A 19659-nucleotide genomic window follows, 5' to 3' on the forward strand; every position below is an offset into this window, starting at 1 on the left:
TTTGATCTAGCAAGCAAATTTCAATAAAATTATGGCAATAAATGATGATGTTAAGTTAGGCACTCAAGTTAGAATTTTTCATCCTCATCTCGTAAATCTATATGGTTGTGTAATTGGAGATGAAACAAAAATTGGTTCCTTTGTGGAAATCCAAAAAAACGCCTTAGTTGGAGCTAGATGTAAAGTCTCATCTCATACTTTTATTTGTGAAGGTGTCATTTTAGAAGACGAAGTATTTGTCGGTCATGGCGTTATGTTTACTAATGACCTTTATCCGCAAGCAACTAATGAAGATGGAAGTCTGCAAACTGAGACTGATTGGCATGTAGTCAAGACTTGGGTAAAGTGCGGTGCTTCTATTGGTAGTAATGCCACCATTCTTGCAGGAGTAACAATTGGAAAAAAAGCCATAATTGGAGCTGGAGCGGTAGTAACTCGTGATGTTCCCGATTATGCAGTTGTGGCGGGGGTCCCTGCTCGTGCTATGAACGATGTGCGTGAATGCAAGCAAACGCGGCAGATTTTGCGATCGCTAAATAGCTAAATATGAATAACTCATTATTGTTTTAGAGGCTGTCATGCAAGATCTAATTAATATAGGTGTAATTGGTTATGGCTACTGGGGTCCAAACCTGGTGAGAAATTTCTCTGAAATCCCAGGAGCGCAGGTAAGAACTGTCAGCGATTTTAAACCAGAATTGCTGGCAAAAGCGCAAACGCGATATCCGACCTTGAAAGTCACGACCGATTATCGAGACATATTAAAAGATCCGAAGATTGATGCAGTTGCGATCGCCACACCAGTTTCGACTCACTTCGATTTAGCTCTAGCAGCATTGCAAGCTGGCAAGCACGTACTGGTAGAGAAACCGATGACGACCTCCTCCGAACAGGCAATGAGGTTAATTGAGGAAGCTCAACGGCGCAACCTAGTGTTGATGGTAGATCACACCTTTGTTTACACGGGTGCTGTTCGCAAGATGCACGATCTGATTACGACAAAGGTTGTCGGCGATATCTATTACTACGATTCAGTGCGCGTTAACCTCGGACTGTTTCAGCATGACGTGAACGTGTTGTGGGATCTGGCAGTCCATGACCTTTCGATTATGGATTATCTACTGCCATACCAACCTTATGCCGTCTCTGCTACAGGTATTAGCCACGTTCCCAGAGGACCGGAAAACATTGCTTACTTAACGTTATTTTTTGAAAACAACTTGATGGCTCATCTCCACGTTAACTGGTTAGCACCAGTCAAAGTTCGCCGCACGTTAATTGGTGGCAGCCAGCGCATGATTGTCTACGATGACTTAGAACCGAGCGAGAAAGTCAAAATTTACGACAAAGGAATTACCCTCAATAGCAACTCTGCCGAAAGCGTCTATCAAATGCTAATTGGCTACCGTGCAGGAGATATGTGGGCGCCGCACTTAGATATGACAGAAGCAATACGGACAGAAGGACTGCACTTTATTGATTGTATCCAGCAAGGCGATCGCCCTATCACTGATGGGGAAGCAGGATTGCGGGTCGTAAAAATTCTGGAGGCTGCTACCCAGTCCATCAAGCAGCAAGGGCGATTAATTGAATTAAACACAGTGGAGGTAGCAGCATGATCCCATTTGTAGACTTAAAAGCACAATACCTGAGCATTAAAAACGAAATCGATACTGCTGTCCTCAAAGCCCTAGAAAGCACGCAATTTGTGCTAGGCAGCGAAGTTGTTGCTTTAGAAGAAGAGTTCGCTCATTACTGTAATGCTGACTATGGCATTGCTGTCAACACAGGAACTAGCGCGCTCCACTTAGCATTATTAGCCGCTGGTATTGGTGCGGGTGACGAAGTGATTACCGTGCCTTTCACTTTTGTTGCTACTACGGCAGCAATTTGTTACACCGGAGCTAAACCCGTATTCGTTGATATCGATCCGGTTTCCTACACGATTGACGTAACCCAGATTGAAGCAGCAATTACCGAGCGGACGAAAGCAATTCTGCCTGTACATCTGTACGGTCAACCAGCCGACATGGAACCGATACTAGAAATTGCTCGCCGTCACGGTCTAATTGTGATTGAGGATGCCGCTCAAGCTCATCGGTCTGAGTATAAGGGACAGCGAGTTGGCAGTCTGGGCGACATTGGTTGTTTCAGCTTTTATCCCGGCAAGAACTTAGGAGCATGTGGTGAAGGCGGTATGGTCGTCACCAACAATCCCGAGTACGAGCGCCAAATGCGGATGCTGCGCGATTGGGGACAGGAACGCAAGTATCACCACGTCTTTAAGGGATACAACTACCGCATGGATGGCATCCAGGGAGCCATTTTGCGGGTGAAGTTACGCCATTTAGACAAATGGACTGAGGCACGCAGAGCGCACGCCGCCAGATATGACAAACCGCTAGCAAATGCAGGCGTGAAAACTCCCACAGCGATGCCTTACAGCCATCACGTTTATCATGTCTATGCCATTCGTTCTCCTCAACGGGATACCTTACAACAAAAGCTACAAGAGAAAGGAATCCAAACAGGCATTCACTATCCGATTCCCGTACACCTACAACCAGCTTATGCCGACTTAGGTTATCAAGCTGGCGCGTTTCCTCACTCAGAAGCGGCATCCAAGGAAGTTTTATCCTTGCCAATGTATGCAGAATTGATCGCAGATTCACAAACTCAGATTATCAATGCGGTGATTGCTGAATATGTCTGACACTTTTTCCTTAAAATTTCTCGGTCACGCTGGTATTCTCCTCAAAGCTGATGGTGTGACTTTACTATGCGATCCTTGGATGAGCGAGAGCGGTGCTTTCTTGCATAGTTGGCATCAATACCCACCGAATGATTTTCTCGAACGGCAAGACTTATACGATGCAGATTATTTGTATATCAGCCACGATCATGACGATCATTTCGACCGAGATTTTCTAAAAGACTTTCCCAAGCATAAAGTCACTGTCATTATTGCTGAATTTTTGACAGATACCTTTGCTAGAGAAATTGCCAAGCTTGGTTTTACCCGCATATTGGAACTCAAAGATTGGGAATCGTATCAACTGGCTGAAAACTTCAGCGTTGCTGTTGTTAAAGACAAGTCGCTCTACAAAATAGATTCTGCATTACTGATCGAAGTTGGCAACACGAAGATCTTGCACAAAAATGACTGTCATATCCCAGATGAAGATATTCCTAAATACAGGGAATTAGGGATCGATTTTCTCTTTGCCCAGTTTTCGGGAGCAATGTGGTATCCAGCGACTTATGCATATGAAGCTAAAAAACAACAACGAATAACAGCAAAACTCAAACAGAATATGTTAGATAGTTTTGTTGACTTTGCTAATAACATTTGTGCCAAACATGTTTTTCATTATGCTGGACCTCCTGCTTTTCTGGAAGATGATATCTTTCACCTAAATTTCCAAGAAAACAGCATTTTTCCCGATCAGTGGGATGTGTACGAAGACCTTTCTCAGCAAATTAATGGTGATTTAACCCTACTTTTGCCCGGAGATATCGTGCAATTATCATCCGCTAGGCAACTAGAAATTACACGCCAGTTTATCTCGCTTGGACTTTCGCAAAAAGCGTCAGTTTTAGATAATTACAAGCAGAAAAGAGCTACCGTTATTCAATCCTATCTCAGTAATTTGCCTCAACCTAGCAAAGAATTTTTGCAGAAATTTAGCGTCCATATTCAGCAATTATTTTCTGCTAGCATTTACTTAACTGAGAAAGTAAACGCTCTCGTAAAATTTACCCTGACTGGTGTGAATGGTGGCTCTGTGTATGTTGAAACTCGCGATCGCGAATTTGCGATTATGCAATCGTGTACGGAAACGCCAAACTACGAGTTTACGATAGACACTGCGATCGCCAACCTTCTAGTAGAAGGCAAAGAACATTGGGAAAGCTTGTTCTTAAGTATGAGGTTCAAGGCAAAACGCCGACCAGATGCTTACAACTGGCCCTTATTTGCTATCTTGCGCTACGGTAATGAACCTAAACTTATTGCTCAAGTTGAAAAAACGCTCCAAGCAGCCGAGAACGAAGAATTTATCGTCAGAGATGGAGAAAAAGAATACCACGTTCAACGCTATTGTCCTCACGCAGGAGCAGATCTTTCCCAGGTGAAGGTTCATGACGATAAGTTAGTTTGTCCGAGACATCGTTGGATATTCGATCTTCGTTGTCAAGGCAAATGTATAGTTGGTGGCAACATGCCTTTGAAAGTTTATCAATCAAGTGAAATAACTAGTCAGAAAACAGCTGAGGAAGTTAATGTTTGAACTAGATAGAACTAGAATCGTCAAAGCCGTGCATGGCTTGAAAGACTTTCAACCAGATCCTGATTTTGAAATTGGACTAGCAGAATATCTCCTCGAACGGTACGAACGATCGGCATTACTTGAGTTGTACTCGCGCTTTGCTACTAGTGATGGAGATTTTGATGGACTGATGCGACGAGCGATCTGGCGAGCGGTCGCACAGCAATTTGGACATGGAGTTCGGATTGAGAGTGGAGTCGGTTTTAAGCATCTAGAAACATTTGAGATTGGCGATCGCGTTTTCATTGGTTCGCAGAGCTACATTCAGGGACGGTTTGACGGTAGGTGCGTCATTGGCAACAACGTTTGGATTGGTCCGCAAAGCTACTTTGATGCGCGTGACTTAACGATTGAAGATAATGTTGGCTGGGGACCAGGTGCAAAAGTTCTGGGTTCAACCCATACCGGATTACCGATTGACGTTCCCATTATTCAAACAGACCTGGAAATCAAATCAGTCAAAATTGAAGCCGGAGCCGATATTGGGATGAATGCCGTTATTCTTCCTGGGGTGACTGTTGGTAAAAGCAGTATTGTCGGTGCTGGAGCAGTTGTAACTAAGGACGTACCACCATTTGCGATCGTTGCTGGCGTTCCCGCTCGTTTTCTCCGCTGGCGTGATGGATACGAATCCTCAGAGGAGTTAACAGAATATGCAAGTAGCTACGGAGTGTAACAAGGCAGTTGGCTGTTGTGATGAGAGGAAATAAAAGTGCTAGAAACATCGAAGCGGTTGGAATCGACAAAAGAATTGGAGCAAATAACGGCTGAATACCTCAATCCCACGCCAGACAGAAGCGTTGACCAGAAAGTATTAGATCTCGTTTCAGATTTGGTGATATCTAGGCTTGATGGCGATCGCATCCTAGAGTTAGGTGTAGGCGATCGGATCTGGACTCCAAAGTTAATCGACAAATTTGCCGACGTGACGAGTGTAGATGGCTCGTCAGGTTTGCTAGCTGCTATGCAAGCAGATCTTGTTGGCAAACTTGATGGCAAGCATTGGACACCAGTTTGCTCTTTATTTGAAGACTACCAGCCAGATCGAACTTTTGACACCGTTCTAGCAACTTTTGTCCTCGAACACGTAGATAATCCTGGGCTGATTCTCCAGATGGCTAGGCAGAATTGGCTCAAACCAGGGGGGAAATTAGCAGTTGTCGTACCTCACGCACTCAGTTTACACCGACGCTTGGCTGTCAAGATGGGGCTAGCGACCTATCCGGGAGAATTGGGTGAGACAGACCGACGCATGGGACATAAACATGCTTTTACGTGTTACGAAATGGAAAAGCTACTCGTAGAAGCTGGGTTTCAGATCGTTGAGCAGAAAGGCATGTTTGCCAAGGTATTACCTAATAGTACGCTTGCTGCCTGTAGCGACAAGCAGCTATGTGGCTTGTTTGAGTTAGGTCTAGATCTGCCGATGGAATACTCAACAACTATTTACTTTTTAGCAGAGGCAAAAAGTAGATGACTGGTATACGAAGTCAGAAGTCAGAAGTCAAAAGTCAAAAGTCAGAAGTCAGAAGTCAAAAAAATGATGCTGTGGCTCAAGACGCGATCTATTTCTGCCTTGCTGCACAAGCTTAGATTGCGATCGCTTCGGAGTTACAGTTGCAAAATTCAAACAAATACTCTCAGGAGATACGCAGTCGATCCCCCAACCCCCTTAAAAAGGGAGCTTTATTCCCCCCTTGTTAAGGGGGGCTAGGGGGGATCGTCAAGATCTGAAACTTCAAGTGCGTAATTCCTGACTCTACTAGGTTTTAGGTTTAACAAATGCAGATTAACAAAGTACTCATTACGGGCGGAGCTGGTTTAGTAGGCTCCCACATTACCGATCTGTTGGTCAAGCAGGGAGTCGCTGAGATTGTTATTCTTGATAACTTCACGCGCGGGAATCAAAAAAATCTGAGCTGGGCATTAGAGCGCGGCTCGGTGAAGATTGTGACAGGTGACATACGCGATCGCCTACTGCTTGCCGATGTCATGCAAGGTGTCGATGTCGTCTTTCATCAAGCAGCAATTCGGATTAACCAATGCGCTGAAGAACCGCGCTTGGCGTTAGAAGTTTTAGCAAATGGGACTTTCAACGTCTTAGAAGCTGCGGTCAGTGCTGGAGTGAAAAAAGTAGTTGCAGCTTCATCCGCCTCAATCTACGGTATGGCAGAGGCATTTCCTACCACAGAATCGCACCATCCCTACAACAACCGCACGATTTACGGTGCAGCTAAGACATTTAACGAAGGACTGTTACGCAGCTTCTATGACATGTACGGGTTGGACTACGTAGCCTTACGCTACTTCAACGTTTACGGTCCGCGCATGGATATTTATGGCGTTTACACCGAAGTCCTGATCCGCTGGATGGATCGCATAGCCGCAGGTCAACCGCCACTGATTTTCGGTGATGGCAAGCAAACAATGGATTTCGTCTATATCGAAGATATCGCTAGAGCAAACATTTTAGCTGCCCAGGCTGATGTTACAGATGAAGTGTTTAACATTGCCAGTGGTGTAGAAAGCAGTTTGAACGACCTAGCCTACAGTTTGGCTAGGGTGATGGGGTCAGATTTGCAGCCAGAGTATGGTGCAGAACGCAAAGTGAACCCCGTGCAGCGGCGACTAGCAGATCCGAGCAAAGCTAGAGAATTGCTGGGTTTTGAGGCACAGGTTTCACTAGAAGAGGGGTTGCGTCGGCTCGTCAAATGGTGGAGCGATGAAAAACAAGCAAAGGAAATATGCCATGTCTGAGCAGATGCAGAATATTCCAATTGCTAAACCTTGGATGGGTGAAGCCGAGGCAGATGCCGCTAAGCGAGCAATCATGTCCGGCTGGGTAACGCAAGGACCCGAAGTCACCGCCTTCGAGCAGGAGTTTGCCGCTTACGTAGGAGCAAACTATGCTTGTGCAGTGTCTAATTGCACCACGGCGTTGCATTTAGCTTTATTAGCTGTTGGCGTAAAACCTGGGGATGAGGTAATTACCGTCAGTCACTCCTATATTGCCACTGCCAATAGTATTCGCTATTGCGGTGCGATCCCCGTATTTGTGGATATCGAACCGCACACTTACAATATCAATCCCACTTTGATTGAAGCCGCGATCGGCAATCGCACCCGCGCGATTCTCGTCGTCCACCAAATGGGAATGCCTTGCGACCTCAAAGCGATTTTGGACGTTGCCCGTCGCTACAATTTGCCAGTCATCGAAGATGCCGCTTGCGCGATTGGGAGTGAAATTCTCTGGGATGGGGAGTGGGAAAAGATCGGCAAGCCACACGGGGACATCGCCTGTTTTTCCTTCCATCCCCGTAAGATAATTACGACTGGTGATGGTGGAATGCTAACCACCAGCAATCCTGAATGGGACAAACAATTTCGTCTGTGGCGACAGCACGGAATGAGTGTTTCTGACACGGTGCGTCACGGTGCGAAACAAGTGATTTTCGAGTCCTACCCGATGTTGGGCTACAACTACCGCATGACCGATATCCAAGCGGCAGTCGGAAGGGAACAGCTCAAACGCCTACCAGAAATTGTGGCACGTCGCCGTTACTTAGCAGAGCAATATCGGGAAAAGCTGGCAGATGTGCGGGGATTGAAATTAGCAACAGAGCCAGTTTGGGCGCGGAGTAATTGGCAAGGTTATTGCGTCCGCTTGCCTAAGCAGTGCAACCAGGTGCAAGTCATGCAGACGATGCTTGATGCTGGGATTTCCACGCGACGCGGGATTATGTGCGCCCATCGCGAAGAGGCATATCAAAGTGAAGCTTGGTCTTGTGGTGGCGATCGCCTCCTAGAAAGCGAGCAAGCTCAAGATCGGACTATTGTTTTGCCACTTTTCCATCAGATGACCGAGGAGGAGCAGGAGCGCGCGATCGCGGTTTTGAAGACTGCTTGTCAGGTTTGAGTATAGTGCCAGCAAAGATGAGTAGGAGATAACAAAGAGTTTTGTATGGAGACAATAGCTAGCGATACACTCAGCCTTTGGCGAGAAGAAGGTAGCCGCCTGATTCCCCAAAACTTCGAGGCATTTCGCAGCCTAGTCGATCGGGCGAGAGACTTTGTACAAAAAGGTCAATATCACACAGCGGCAGTGTATGCAGAAATTGCAGCTTTGTATGCAACTGAGAAACACTGCGGTCTTTTTGTTAGCCCTGAGCTAGAGCAGATTCTCCTGACAATCGGACAAAAGGCTATATCGACTGACTTTACTCTCGATCGGAATGCCTCATTCAATCAAGCACCAAAAAACATACTACATGTTTCTACTGCTGTCATGGGCGTTGGCGGACATTCTAGAATGCTGTGGCGCTGGATTGGGCAGGATACTGAGCGTTCCCACTCGCTTGTGTTAACACGGCAGGGATCGAACGAGATCCCTCAATTTCTCATTGATGCTGTGAATAACAGTCACGGCAAAGTATCCGTGTTGGATCGGAGTATCGGGAACCTTGTTTCTTGGGCTAAAAGACTACGTAAAATTGCGACATCAGCAGATCTGGTCGTACTCCATATATGGAGTTACGATGTGATTCCAACTATTGCATTTGCAAATAGGGAACAATCTCCACCGATTATTTTTGTAGATTACGGCGATCATTGCTTTTGGCAAGGAGTTAGTATCGGCGATGTCGTGGCTAATCTGCGCGAATCTGGTATGCGTTTATCCCAGGAGCGTAGAGGTATCGCGAGCGATCGCACCGTAATCCTACCGATTATTTTAAATCCCACGCAAAGAGTACTTTCCAGAACTGAGGCAAAACGAAAGCTTGGTTTTGCTGAAGATAGCGTCGTGTTGCTCTCTATTGCTAGATCGCTTAAGTACAGAACGATTGATGGAGTTAGCTTTGCGGATGCACATGTCCCATTATTGGAAAAATACGACCGAGCGATTCTCATAGTCATTGGTCCAGTCGAGTCTGAGGAATGGTCGGCAGCTATCCAGCGATCGCAGGGGAGAATTAAAGTTTTCGGGCAGCGCGAAGATACTGCCGTATTCTACCAGGCTGCTGATATCTACGTTGATTCATTTCCTTTCGTCTCGATTACATCGCTATTAGAAGCAGGAAGCTATGGTACGCCTCTAGTCAGCCGCTATCCATACTCTAGTGCGTCTGCGCTCCTGAGTGCCGATGCACCAGGTCTGACTGACCAGCTGCTCCTTGCTCGCAATCTTCCAGAGTACATGGCAGTGCTATCTCGCTTAGTCGAAGATGAAGAATTGCGACGATCGCTTGGGGAAGCCACTAAACAAACAATTATAGAGAGACACATGGGGAGTAACTGGCAGCGCTGCCTAGAAGATGTGTACTTCCGTGCGACAACTGTGCCTCGATTAACTATTACATCAACTCCAACGGCAGATCGAATGTTTGTCGGCGAACCAGATGTTTTTTTACAAAAAGTTTTTAGCACAAGAGATATTGAAATTGAGGAGATCGTGCAATCTCGCCTGAGACTTATGCCCTTGCAGCAGCGTTTCTCTAGCTGGGTCGAATTAGTCAAGCAGCAGGGTTTTGGACGGCTTAACGTCTTGTTGCCGGAATGGTTTTACTGGCACTACTACCATCGCTTACAAAAATGGCGTGCTTTGCTGAAAAAGCGGCTTTGTCAATATCTTCCCGCTCAAACTTTCAAACCCTTTAAGTAAAGAACGTTTCTTAATAATTTCTCTTAGTTATCTTAAAATTATGCGGACATATTATTATGTGGACATGTTGGCGTACCCGTAATGGCAGCACTCGGATCAAACTAGCAATTTCTCGTTCGATTCCCTATTTCTTTGAGGATTTACGCGGCGGATTTATTCATCAAATTAGTAATCTCCTTCGCTTCACTGGCATTCATGCCAACATGAAACATCTTGGAATGAAACTTGGTATTGTTAAGGCTCCAGAAAATACTATCCCTCAGATTTCAGACAAGTCACCAATTCAACAATTGGCAACTCTAGTCAGCAAACCTATTATTTTTGCTTCCTATTGCATCGATGCAAGCTTTCAAGGCAACTTAAAATTTTGTGGTGGCACCAAAGAACTCAATCTGCTGGTGAAACTGCTGCGTCAAAAGGGTTACGAAGCTTATATGGTTACCTACGACGGCAGCTACGAACCTTGGTTGCTCGATAGTCAACCTCATCTTTCCATCGCTGAGTATCGGGAGAAACTCAAGTCAGCTCAGAATGTACGCTGTGTGACTTCCCTTGCAGGTGCTAAAGCCTTCATACAACCGTGTCAGCAAATCTACCTTTGGGATATGGAGCTAGCAATTACCGAGCATCAAGATTTTGCTGCTTTAGCAAACCTATATCAAAATAAGCTTCAAGGTGTTGCTGCTATCTCCCGCACGATTCAGGCTTGGCACATGGCTCACTTCCAGCGTTCCTGTACCCTCCTGCCCAATCTGATCGATCGCGCCTTTTGGTTTCCGACTCCAGAGCAACGGCAACCTCGTCGCGTTGGTTACATGGTTGAAGGTTCCCACACAGAAGCCTATCTCAAAATTATCCGTGAAACCGTTCAAGCGAAAGGTCTCGACTTAGAATTTCAGCAAATTCAGGGTATTGAAGCGGAGGTTCTGGCTGGTATGCGCTCTTGCGAAGTTTTCCTCAGCATGAATATTGGCAAGGATTTCTTGTGGGGGGAAGGCTGCCCCAGAACTGTAATTGAAACCCTCGCCACTGGAGGTATTGTCATTGCGTTTGATATTATTGGCAACCGCGAAACGATCCAAGACAACTTCAACAGTGTCCTCGTACCCCGATATCGCCCCGAACTGATGGCAGAGGCGCTAGTGCGCCTTTATAGTATTCCTGGCGAACTCGATCGCCTCCGCAGCAATGCCCTAGCTTTGATGCAAGCGTGCCATACCTTTGAAGCCCGTTGGTCTGCCATCCAAGAATTTTTGCAACTGTAACCCCATTTTGAAAGCTTGCGAGTTTGGTATTGCAAAGTAAAAGCGATCGCATTTGCCCTTTGGAGGGTGCGATCGCTAGGAAGTTTTGAACTAGGGAAGCGTGGAACGATAATTTCCTAAAGAGGATTTAGTTATTGGGAGTAAACACGACATCAACCCAGTAGTTACTCGACTTATATGTTTGGTTGGGGAAGCCACTAGAGCCATACTTGTAAACTCCGTTGCCTCCGCTAGCTCCATTCACAAGAAAGTGTAGCGGACCGTTATCAGCGCCAGAAACAGCAAAGTAATTTTCATCACTGGAGTAGCGCCCGACATTGGTGTGATAAGAAGCAACATAGACAGTATTGGCGTTAATTGCTACAGGGCGATCGAAGTTGACTTGCTGCCAACCTGAAGCAGTTTCATTGGTAAATGTTGCTGTTGCCAGTTGCTGTCCGCTGCTAGTCCACAAGTTACCAACATGTACGCCCGTATTTCCACTACCCTTGTAAAATCGAATGCCAGTGATATAACCGCTGATATCTGTTCTAAACTTAATGCCAAGTTCCACGGCTGCGGTATCGGAGTCTGCTACTACAACGGGCATTGCATTGGAACTCCAAATACTATAAGTAGAAGTCGATGCTGCGGCTGCGGTGGTGAAAGACCAGCTAGAGTTAGTTACGAGGGCATTGCCAGCTAAGTCTTGTACCCGTGGTTGAGTTGACCCGCCTCTGACGGTAGCGCGATAGGTTGTACCAGCTACTAGCGAACTGCTCGGTTGTAGGATTGCCGTGCGGCTAGCGGCATCGTAGGTGACGCTGGCAGGGACGACAGCATTAGTGGCATCTTGCAACACGAAAGTATTGATGTTAATTGTCGCGGGGTCGATCGCTTCGCTAAAAGTCGCGGTGAGACTCGTCCCAGTACTCACATTAGTCGCGCCGTTGCTGGGAGAAACTGCACTGACACTAGGCGGAGTCGTATCTGTGGCTGGTGGGGTTGGATTGCTAGCATTGGTTGTAAAGGTGACATCAACCCAATAATTGCTGGCGCGATAGGTGTTACTGGGAAAGCCAGTTGTGCCGTACTTGTACACTCCATTCCCGCCACTTTCGCCATCGCGCAGAAAATGCAGTGGTGGGCTATCGATGCTGGTGGTAAAGTAGCCTTCGTTGATGGCATAACGTCCGCTGCTGGTGTGGTAAGAGGCGACGTAGACGGTGTTGGCGTTAATCGCGACTGGTTGCGAAAATTTGACTTGTTGCCAACCTGTAGCAGTTTCGTTGCTAAAGGTAGAGGTTGCTAGCAACTGTCCCGCACTCGTCCAGAGGTTACCAACGTGCGTCCCAGTATTTCCACTGCCTTTGTAGAAGCGGATGCCAGTGATATAACCGTTGAGATCGGATTTGAACTTGACTCCCAGTTCTACAGCTTGAGTGTCAGAGCTGGCTGCTGTGGTCGGGGTTGCCGTGTCATTCCAGGTATTGCACGGACAGGTACGTTCTCCAACTGTAACGGTAGTGGTTGCCCCAGCAGTTTCAAGATTACCGCTATCGTCGATCGCCCGGCTTTTAACAGTTACCGATCCGGTTGCTTGAGGTGTCCAAGTATAGCTCCAGTTCGTGCGACCCGTAGCTGGATGCCATGTCGTACCACCATCAACAGATACCTCAACACCACCGACAACACCACCGATATCGCTTGCCGTGCCACTAATCGTGACTGCGTTGCCTGCCTGTACGCTAACAGCTGGTAGCGATGAGATTGTTGAAGTAGGAGCGGTTATGTCGGTTGAAGCAGTGGCTGGCACCAATCCAGTCTGCAATGTATGAGGCTGCACGCCCATGTCAGCAAATAAGTTAACCGTCGCTTGCTGCATCCGCACATCTGGAACCGAGCTACCGCGATCGTGATTCCCATCTAAGCCCCAAGACCACTGGACTGTCCCAGCGCCAAAAACGAGCGCACCGCTATTATGTTTGTACAATGTCAGGTGGTGAGTTGCTGTAGCCCGCCCAAACCGAGAGCCATAGTCTTGTAGAACGGGTGCATTGTTAACAGTAGTTGTTGACAGCCGAATTAAGCCAGCGGGTCGAAAACCATTGTCAATATCCTCATCCCACTCATAACCTAGCGTGCGATCGGATAGTGTGGCAGTGCTTCCTGGTGCGAGGGTGGCAACACTCGTATTACGCCACAAGCGCATCTTACCGTCTGCTTCGGGTACCTTGATGGCAGTTGTCGCTCCGTCATTAACTGTAAAGAGAGTGCCAGTTAAGGCATTTTCAGGACGACCGCCATCGGCTGGTGGGCTGAAGCGCGGATCGCGCCAAGTACCAGTCCAGATTCCTGCTTGCGGATCGATTTTGGCATTAGCTACGGTTTCCTTGTAAGCGACTAGAGTACGATAGGATGTCCCCGATCCATCAATGGCGTTTTCCCAACGAGTCTTCCAATAGACTTCGTTACCGCTGAAGAAAGCCAAGTTCACGCCGCGATCGCGAGCGGCTTCTACGTTGGCACGTTGCCCTGCCGACCAATACTCGTCGTGACCGACCGATAAGAAGATTTTGTGATTGCGGATCAGGCTACCGTAGCGATCGCTATCAACTCCAGTGAAGTAGCTGACGTTATATCCATTAGCTTCCAGCCAACGAACCATTGGGTACTCGGTGGCAAACAGCCAATCTTGACCGCCATCAACTACGCGCGTGGTGAATGGACGATTGTAGCTAACCTTGTAGGCTCTACCGACTGGAGATCCGCTATAGAGACTATTGCCACCATAGTTGTTGTAAGCTTGCCAGGTAGTATCGGCAGTCTGGAACAGTAGATCGGACGTACTAGCGTCATCTCGGACAATGAAGACAATATGGCTGGCTCCCCCAGTATCGGTACGTACGACTTTAGCAAAATAGATACCTGAAGTGGCATTTGTCGGGATTGCCCACGATGCAGACACCGCCCAGTTACCGCAATCGATCGATCCAGTTGCCGCGTCATTTAAGCAGTTTGGTTGGGTTTGAGGGCGATTTAACACTTGAACGGTTGTGACTTTGCGAGCGCCCATGCCCCGATAGTAACCCATGCGATAGATATCGAGGCGATAACTAGAAGCATTGGTTTTAATTTTAAAGTTGACTGTCTCGCCTCGGTTAACGCTCATATCGCTGGCGAAACCTTGGATACTCGTATCGCCAACACCACTAATGTCCCACTCTGTAGCAGGATTGCCCGTTAAACAATTCTCGGCGACGATCGCATTTGTGGGAGCAGCACAGATATCAGCAGCGATCGCACTTTGCACTTGCAGTCTAGATCCTACATCCAGTCCTAAGACCAGAAACATTGCTGCACTTGCAATTGAAATAAATCTCATCAATCTTTTTTTCATTTGATTTTCTGTTCGAGTAGTTGTGGATAGACAATGCCAAGGAAACCTATTCCCTGGCTTTAGATAAATTGCGGCTCTCCGTTCGCTACAGAGATTTAGTTAGATTTAGTTATTTGGAGTAAAAACGACATCGACAAAATAGTTGCTCGACCGGAATGTCTGAGAGGGGAAGCCACCGTTGCCGTATTTGTAAACGCCATTGCCACCGTTAGCCCCATCGCGCAGAGCATGTAATGGTCCGTTATCAAGCCCAGAATTAGCAAAGTAGTTCAGCGCATAAGCGTAGTTGCCAGTCGTGGTGTGATAGGAGGCAACGTAGACGGTATTGGCAGTAATTGGCACTGGTTGGGTAAAGTTCACCTGCTGCCAGCCTGTAGCAGTCTCATTCGTAAATGTTGCCGTTGCTAGTTGTTGTCCGTCGCTAGTCCACAAAGTTGCTTTGTGCAAACCCGTGTTACCACTACCTTTGTAAAAGCGAATACCAGTGATGTAGCCGTTCGCATTCGATTTGAACTTGACTCCTAGCTCTACAGCACTAGGATCGAAGGTGGCGATTTGGGAAGGAATGGTCGAACTATTCCAAAGGCTATAGGAAGTCGATGCTGTGGCTGTGGTGGTAAAAGACCAGGTAGAGTTAGTTGCTAAAGCATTGCCAGCGAGGTCTTGTACTCGTGGTTGAGTTGTCCCACCTCTGACGGTAGCGCGATAGGTTGTACCAGTTGCCAGAGGATTGCTTGGTTGCAGAGTGGCGGTGCGGCTAGCGGCATCGTAGGTGACAGTGGCAGGGACGACAGCATTAGTGGCATCCTGCAACACGAAAGTATTGACGTTAATCGTCGCCGGGTCGATCGCTTCGCTAAAAGTAGTAGTAATGTTCGTGCTGGTACTAACACTGGTCGCGCCGTTGCTGGGAGAAGTAGCGCTGATGCTGGGTGGAGTCGTATCTGTAGCACTAGTAGTAAAGGTGACATCAACCCAATAGTTGCTAGCGCGATAGGTGTTGCTGGGGAAGCCAGTTGTACCGTACTTGTACACCCCATTCCCTCCGCTCTCGCCATCGCGCAGAAAATGCAGTGGTGGGCTATCGATGCTAGCGGTAGCAAAATATCCTTCGTTGATGGCGTAACGTCCGCTGCTGGTGTGGTAAGAGGCGACGTAGACAGTGTTGGCGTTAATCGCGACTGGTTGCGAAAATTTGACTTGTTGCCAACCAGTAGCAGTTTCATTGCTAAATGTTGCCGTTGCCAGTAGCTGCCCGGTACTCGTCCAGAGGTTGCCAACGTGCGTGCCGGTATTTTCACTGCCTTTGTAGAAGCGGATGCCAGTGATATAGCCGTTGAGATCGGATTTGAACTTGACTCCCAGTTCTACAGCTTGAGCGTCAGAGTTAGCTGCTACAGCGGGTGTTGTCGTGTCATTCCAGAAGCTGTACGAACTAGACGATGTTGTCGTAAAAGACCATCTGAAGTTAGCGACTAGGGGATTACCTGCTAAGTCTTGGACGCGAGGCTGGCTCGTCCCACCGATGACGGTAGCGGTATAGGTCCTGCCCGTGACTAACGAACTGCTCGGTTGCAATGTGGCGGTGCGGGTAGTGGCGTTGTAGGTGACGGTAGCGGGGACGATCGCATTGGTTGAATCTTGCAATATAAAGGTATTAGCGTTAATTGTGGCTGGATCGATTGCCTCGCTGAAGGTGGCTGTGAGACTCGATCCAAGACTGGCGTTTGTTTCTCCGTTGCTGGGAGAAGTAGAACTGATGCTAGGTGGAATCGTGTCTGTAGTAGCGTTAGTGTATGTAGCAACGTAATTGCCGCTAGCAGCTGAGAACAAGGCGTACTGAATACCTTTGATTTGCTGGGTTGTGTAAGTAACTGGGCTGCCATTAAGCGTAATACTGGCAATTGTTCCAACTGTCGATCGCACTGGTAACATTGCTTGCAGCCCTCTTGTGCCTGTACCTGGCGCGATCGCAAAGCTCAAAGTATTGTTATTCCATGCCAACCCGCTGAATGAGGAATTGTTGCGACCATCAAGCCAAGTCAACATTTGACGGGCGGAAACAATCGGTATACCACGGGCTTGTGCTGAGCTAACCACTGCATCGGAAACTGTTGAGAGGTTGCTATCAGTATGGGCGTTGACCGTGAAAACACCGTAATACCCCTCTGCTCCCAGTGCGCGATCGAGTAGAGTATTGACTGTGAAAGGGTATGTTTGTCCCGACTCATCGGTTATTTGGGTAGTTGCTTGATAAACGTCAATGAGCGTCCCGTTTAGGTCGGCAAAGCGCATTGGCATACCACTTCCAGTAAAGAACCCCGGGCGATCGCCTACCCAATTAGGCGGCCAGAAATAGTAGTTGGTATCGAGCCGGATTCCTTGACTCAGCTCTACTTTGGACGCGGTAGCCCAGTCACTCCAAACACCGCAGTGATGGCGTTGGCTAGGCGAGGCAGGTATGCTGGGGAAGCGGCTACTCCACGCATTAAGTTGCTGTGTATAGAAAGTTTGAAGTGAGGTGGGCGTATAGTTCGCACAGTTCGTATTGACATGCAACCCCACTTCAAAACCATCAGCAGTGAAAGCGGCTGCCTGTGCATTACTGATTGGTGTATTGGGATAAATATATGAAGTGCCGCGAACGCATTCCCAATCGTCTACAGAGCAACCAGCCGGACTCATGGTTTTGTATTGGTTGAATCGACCTACTGTCCCTCCATTCCCATGATCGTCTCCAGTCATCAGCACAACCGCTTTCTTACCATGCGGAAAATACCAGAAACGGGGGAGGGGTTTTTTGTCCGAGTTCATGGTCAGAATTAAGTTTGCTAGCAAGCGTTGTTGTTCGTCAGCTTGCGGAATCGCAACCTTGTTCATATCGATCCAGTCTGGTTGAGGATCGTGACTTGCCGCACCAAAAAACATGTCATTAGCGCGAATCGGCGAGAAACCATCGCGCTCCTGCCCAGCCCAAGCAGGATTTCCTTGACGGGTGTAGACGATCGAGCGCGCTAAATCGTAAGTAAATGCTGCAACCTGACCACCACTGCTACCAATATTACGTAAGGTTACAGCTGGATTGGAAGTTGCTGCGATCGCATTTGTATAAAGCGTGGCGAGACTGGTAGCACCGTTGAGCGTGTAGCGATCGGCTGTGTCGTGAAACTGGATAGTTTGGTTAACAATGCCATTACCAGGAGCTTTTGACGTGTCTACAAGTAAGTAACCGTTGGAGAGTGTGGAGGCTGTATCAGTAAGACCAAGTAAATTACTAAGCTGCTTGTCAGGACGCATTGCGATCAGATTACCACCACTAGCCGCCCAGTTACTAAACATCGTCACCTGAGCGGGACTAAGGGTCATCTTGGCAAGAATAACTACGTCGTAGTTAGCCAGCATCTCTGAGGAAACTGAGGAAATATCGCTGACACTGAATGTATTCAGCCCTTCATTTCGCAGAATCTCGGCGTAGTAGTTGCTGAAAGGGTCGGAAGTCGTTGTGATGACTAGGATCGGTCCACCTGGTCCTGCGTTGAGCGATGTCGCAGCAACAGCAGTTGATGTTTGCAACCCTGGCAAAGGCAATGTTGTCATGAGTACAGATGCTTGACCCGCGCTCAGGAGAAATGTGCATAAAGATAATGTGAAATACTTGAGATGTCGTTTCATTGGAATCCTTACCAAATTACAAATATGAATAGAAATAAATAGGTTAAACAGAACTTTCTGTTCGGTTTTTTTATTAGTTCACACGGCAAAATTTGCCCAATTCACAGGCATTTAATACTGGCTTATTTATAGAATTTAGAGTAAAAATAATTTAGGAAATATAGGACTCATATTTGGTTTTTGAAATCCCCGTAGGATGCGTTAGCCATTGGCTTAACGCATCACGCTTAGTTTTTGGTGCGTTAAACTGAGATTTCTTTCAATAAACAAACTGGATTCCTATATAATTTTTTCAATATCAACTGCAAAATGATTTGTTTAAAGAAGTTGATGAGGATACCACATTATTTTTATCAATAAATGCATCATGTTTCTTGTCAAGATAGCAGTTGTATCCGCAGGCACTCTAGTACTTCCTAACTGAAGTCAATAGCTTGAAATTATAGAGAGATATTTTTTATCTAAAATAGAAAATTATCATTTTTGCCTTCCGTGTTTTTACTGCTAGTGATAGTTACATTAAATACTAAAAAACTAGCTTGCAAAGCAAAAAATGGTGAAGAAGCGCAGCTAAATGTTAAATAAACTGTAAAGAAAGCGGCTTGGCAGGCTGGTTAAGTTTGGTTGTACAAAGGTCTTGAGGGGAATAGGGACGTAAATTATGGAAGCGTAGTAAAACCCATAGATTTTACGGATAGGTAGGCTAACCTCATAGCGGTTGTCAATTGGGTAAAATACACGTCCGTAGGAACGCACGGCTGTGCGCCCCTATCCGTGCCACGCACACAATCGAAAATTGCTATCAGTCAAGCGTGTTTGGTCAGCGCATGAGACGCGGGCTTAAGTTCAAGACCTGGATCGTCACTGTTGCTAACTGTATAAACCTATCTATGGGGGTCATTAATATATATATGTTGAATGCACTAGCCACAAGTGTTACTTACTTGCAGTTCGGTGCAGCGATCGCGCAGTATTTCTAGGGCAGCATTTCTATCATAGCGAGCCTAAATGATTTGTGAATCTGGAATATTGCTTGTTGACGGTTGACGGTTAACGGTTAACTGTCAACTGTTAACCGTCAACCACCACAACGATCGGTTCATGACTCAAATAGAATCGCTACAGCTAGGATTTTATGGAGATACATACAATTTAAGTGCCGTACATTTACTTAAGTAAATTTACGGTTGCGATCGAGCTAGATATAATTATCAGTAAAATTGCGGTTGGATACGCGGAAAAGAAAGCATTACAGTTTATTCGTAAATTGACTGAGTAAGGATTAAATAAAAAGTTTGTTTACTTCGTAATTCATCTACATTTGAAGTCTAGAAATCTGTGAGATTTAAAATCTCT

At 46.8% G+C, this 19659-nt stretch carries 12 protein-coding genes; 10 read left to right on the forward strand and 2 right to left on the reverse strand.

Going from position 1 to position 19659, the window contains the following annotated elements; translation table 11 throughout:
- The first annotated feature begins 31 nt into the window (after positions 1–31).
- The 10 genes from QH73_RS26715 to QH73_RS26760 all read left to right on the forward strand — a co-directional run bounded on the left by QH73_RS26715 (position 32) and on the right by QH73_RS26760 (position 11252).
- The gene (locus tag QH73_RS26715; protein WP_132867272.1) at positions 32–544 is read left to right on the forward strand and encodes an acyltransferase; all 513 of its coding nucleotides are present in this window, start codon (positions 32–34) and stop codon (positions 542–544) included.
- Positions 545–578: 34 nt separating this feature from the next.
- Positions 579–1619 carry a Gfo/Idh/MocA family protein gene (locus QH73_RS26720; protein ID WP_039713702.1) on the forward strand — a complete coding sequence of 347 codons (1041 nt, stop codon included), beginning with the start codon at positions 579–581 and terminating at the stop codon, positions 1617–1619.
- On the forward strand, positions 1616–2713 hold the full coding sequence (locus tag QH73_RS26725; RefSeq protein WP_039713701.1) for a DegT/DnrJ/EryC1/StrS family aminotransferase: 1098 nt from the start codon (positions 1616–1618) through the stop codon (positions 2711–2713). Before QH73_RS26720 ends, QH73_RS26725 begins: the two co-directional genes overlap by 4 nt.
- Complete coding sequence (locus tag QH73_RS26730) at positions 2706–4289, forward strand: MBL fold metallo-hydrolase (RefSeq protein ID WP_039713700.1); 1584 nt, start codon at positions 2706–2708, stop codon at positions 4287–4289. The genes QH73_RS26725 and QH73_RS26730 overlap by 8 nt, the downstream gene beginning before the upstream one ends.
- Positions 4282–5004: an acyltransferase gene (locus tag QH73_RS26735; protein ID WP_039713699.1), complete on the forward strand. Its 723-nt coding sequence runs from the start codon at positions 4282–4284 to the stop codon at positions 5002–5004. Before QH73_RS26730 ends, QH73_RS26735 begins: the two co-directional genes overlap by 8 nt.
- A gap of 36 nt (positions 5005–5040) precedes the next feature.
- A complete protein-coding gene (locus QH73_RS26740) occupies positions 5041–5805 on the forward strand; it encodes a class I SAM-dependent methyltransferase (protein WP_039713698.1) in 765 nt (254 codons plus the stop codon).
- A gap of 305 nt (positions 5806–6110) precedes the next feature.
- Positions 6111–7085 carry an NAD-dependent epimerase/dehydratase family protein gene (locus tag QH73_RS26745; protein WP_039713697.1) on the forward strand — a complete coding sequence of 325 codons (975 nt, stop codon included), beginning with the start codon at positions 6111–6113 and terminating at the stop codon, positions 7083–7085.
- Entirely contained in the window at positions 7078–8244 is a 1167-nt protein-coding gene (locus QH73_RS26750) for a DegT/DnrJ/EryC1/StrS family aminotransferase (protein WP_039713696.1), read from the forward strand. The genes QH73_RS26745 and QH73_RS26750 overlap by 8 nt, the downstream gene beginning before the upstream one ends.
- A gap of 45 nt (positions 8245–8289) precedes the next feature.
- Positions 8290–9987 carry a glycosyltransferase gene (locus QH73_RS26755; RefSeq protein ID WP_039713695.1) on the forward strand — a complete coding sequence of 566 codons (1698 nt, stop codon included), beginning with the start codon at positions 8290–8292 and terminating at the stop codon, positions 9985–9987.
- 56 nt (positions 9988–10043) lie between these two features.
- Positions 10044–11252 carry a glycosyltransferase gene (locus QH73_RS26760; RefSeq protein WP_039713694.1) on the forward strand — a complete coding sequence of 403 codons (1209 nt, stop codon included), beginning with the start codon at positions 10044–10046 and terminating at the stop codon, positions 11250–11252.
- Positions 11253–11379: 127 nt separating this feature from the next.
- On the opposite strand, the gene QH73_RS26765 is transcribed toward QH73_RS26760, so the two are convergent.
- On the reverse strand, positions 11380–14616 hold the full coding sequence (locus tag QH73_RS26765; protein ID WP_236147190.1) for a DUF4082 domain-containing protein: 3237 nt from the start codon (positions 14614–14616) through the stop codon (positions 11380–11382).
- A 120-nt stretch (positions 14617–14736) separates the two neighbouring features.
- Positions 14737–18303 carry a DUF4082 domain-containing protein gene (locus QH73_RS26770; protein ID WP_039713693.1) on the reverse strand — a complete coding sequence of 1189 codons (3567 nt, stop codon included), beginning with the start codon at positions 18301–18303 and terminating at the stop codon, positions 14737–14739.
- Positions 18304–19659: the final 1356 nt, after the last annotated feature.

It is taken from the genome of Scytonema millei VB511283, assembly GCF_000817735.3.
In the GTDB taxonomy this organism is placed as follows: Bacteria; Cyanobacteriota; Cyanobacteriia; order Cyanobacteriales; family Chroococcidiopsidaceae; genus Chroococcidiopsis; species Chroococcidiopsis millei_B.

Coding starts and splice junctions, on each gene's coding strand:
- QH73_RS26750 (WP_039713696.1), top strand. CDS start 7,078: ATGTCTGAGCAGATGCAGAATATTCCAATTGCTAAACCTTGGATGGGT.
- QH73_RS26760 (WP_039713694.1), top strand. CDS start 10,044: ATGTGGACATGTTGGCGTACCCGTAATGGCAGCACTCGGATCAAACTA.
- QH73_RS26715 (WP_132867272.1), top strand. CDS start 32: ATGGCAATAAATGATGATGTTAAGTTAGGCACTCAAGTTAGAATTTTT.
- QH73_RS26755 (WP_039713695.1), top strand. CDS start 8,290: ATGGAGACAATAGCTAGCGATACACTCAGCCTTTGGCGAGAAGAAGGT.
- QH73_RS26745 (WP_039713697.1), top strand. CDS start 6,111: ATGCAGATTAACAAAGTACTCATTACGGGCGGAGCTGGTTTAGTAGGC.
- QH73_RS26770 (WP_039713693.1), bottom strand. CDS start 18,303: ATGAAACGACATCTCAAGTATTTCACATTATCTTTATGCACATTTCTC.
- QH73_RS26720 (WP_039713702.1), top strand. CDS start 579: ATGCAAGATCTAATTAATATAGGTGTAATTGGTTATGGCTACTGGGGT.
- QH73_RS26725 (WP_039713701.1), top strand. CDS start 1,616: ATGATCCCATTTGTAGACTTAAAAGCACAATACCTGAGCATTAAAAAC.
- QH73_RS26735 (WP_039713699.1), top strand. CDS start 4,282: ATGTTTGAACTAGATAGAACTAGAATCGTCAAAGCCGTGCATGGCTTG.
- QH73_RS26765 (WP_236147190.1), bottom strand. CDS start 14,616: ATGAGATTTATTTCAATTGCAAGTGCAGCAATGTTTCTGGTCTTAGGA.
- QH73_RS26730 (WP_039713700.1), top strand. CDS start 2,706: ATGTCTGACACTTTTTCCTTAAAATTTCTCGGTCACGCTGGTATTCTC.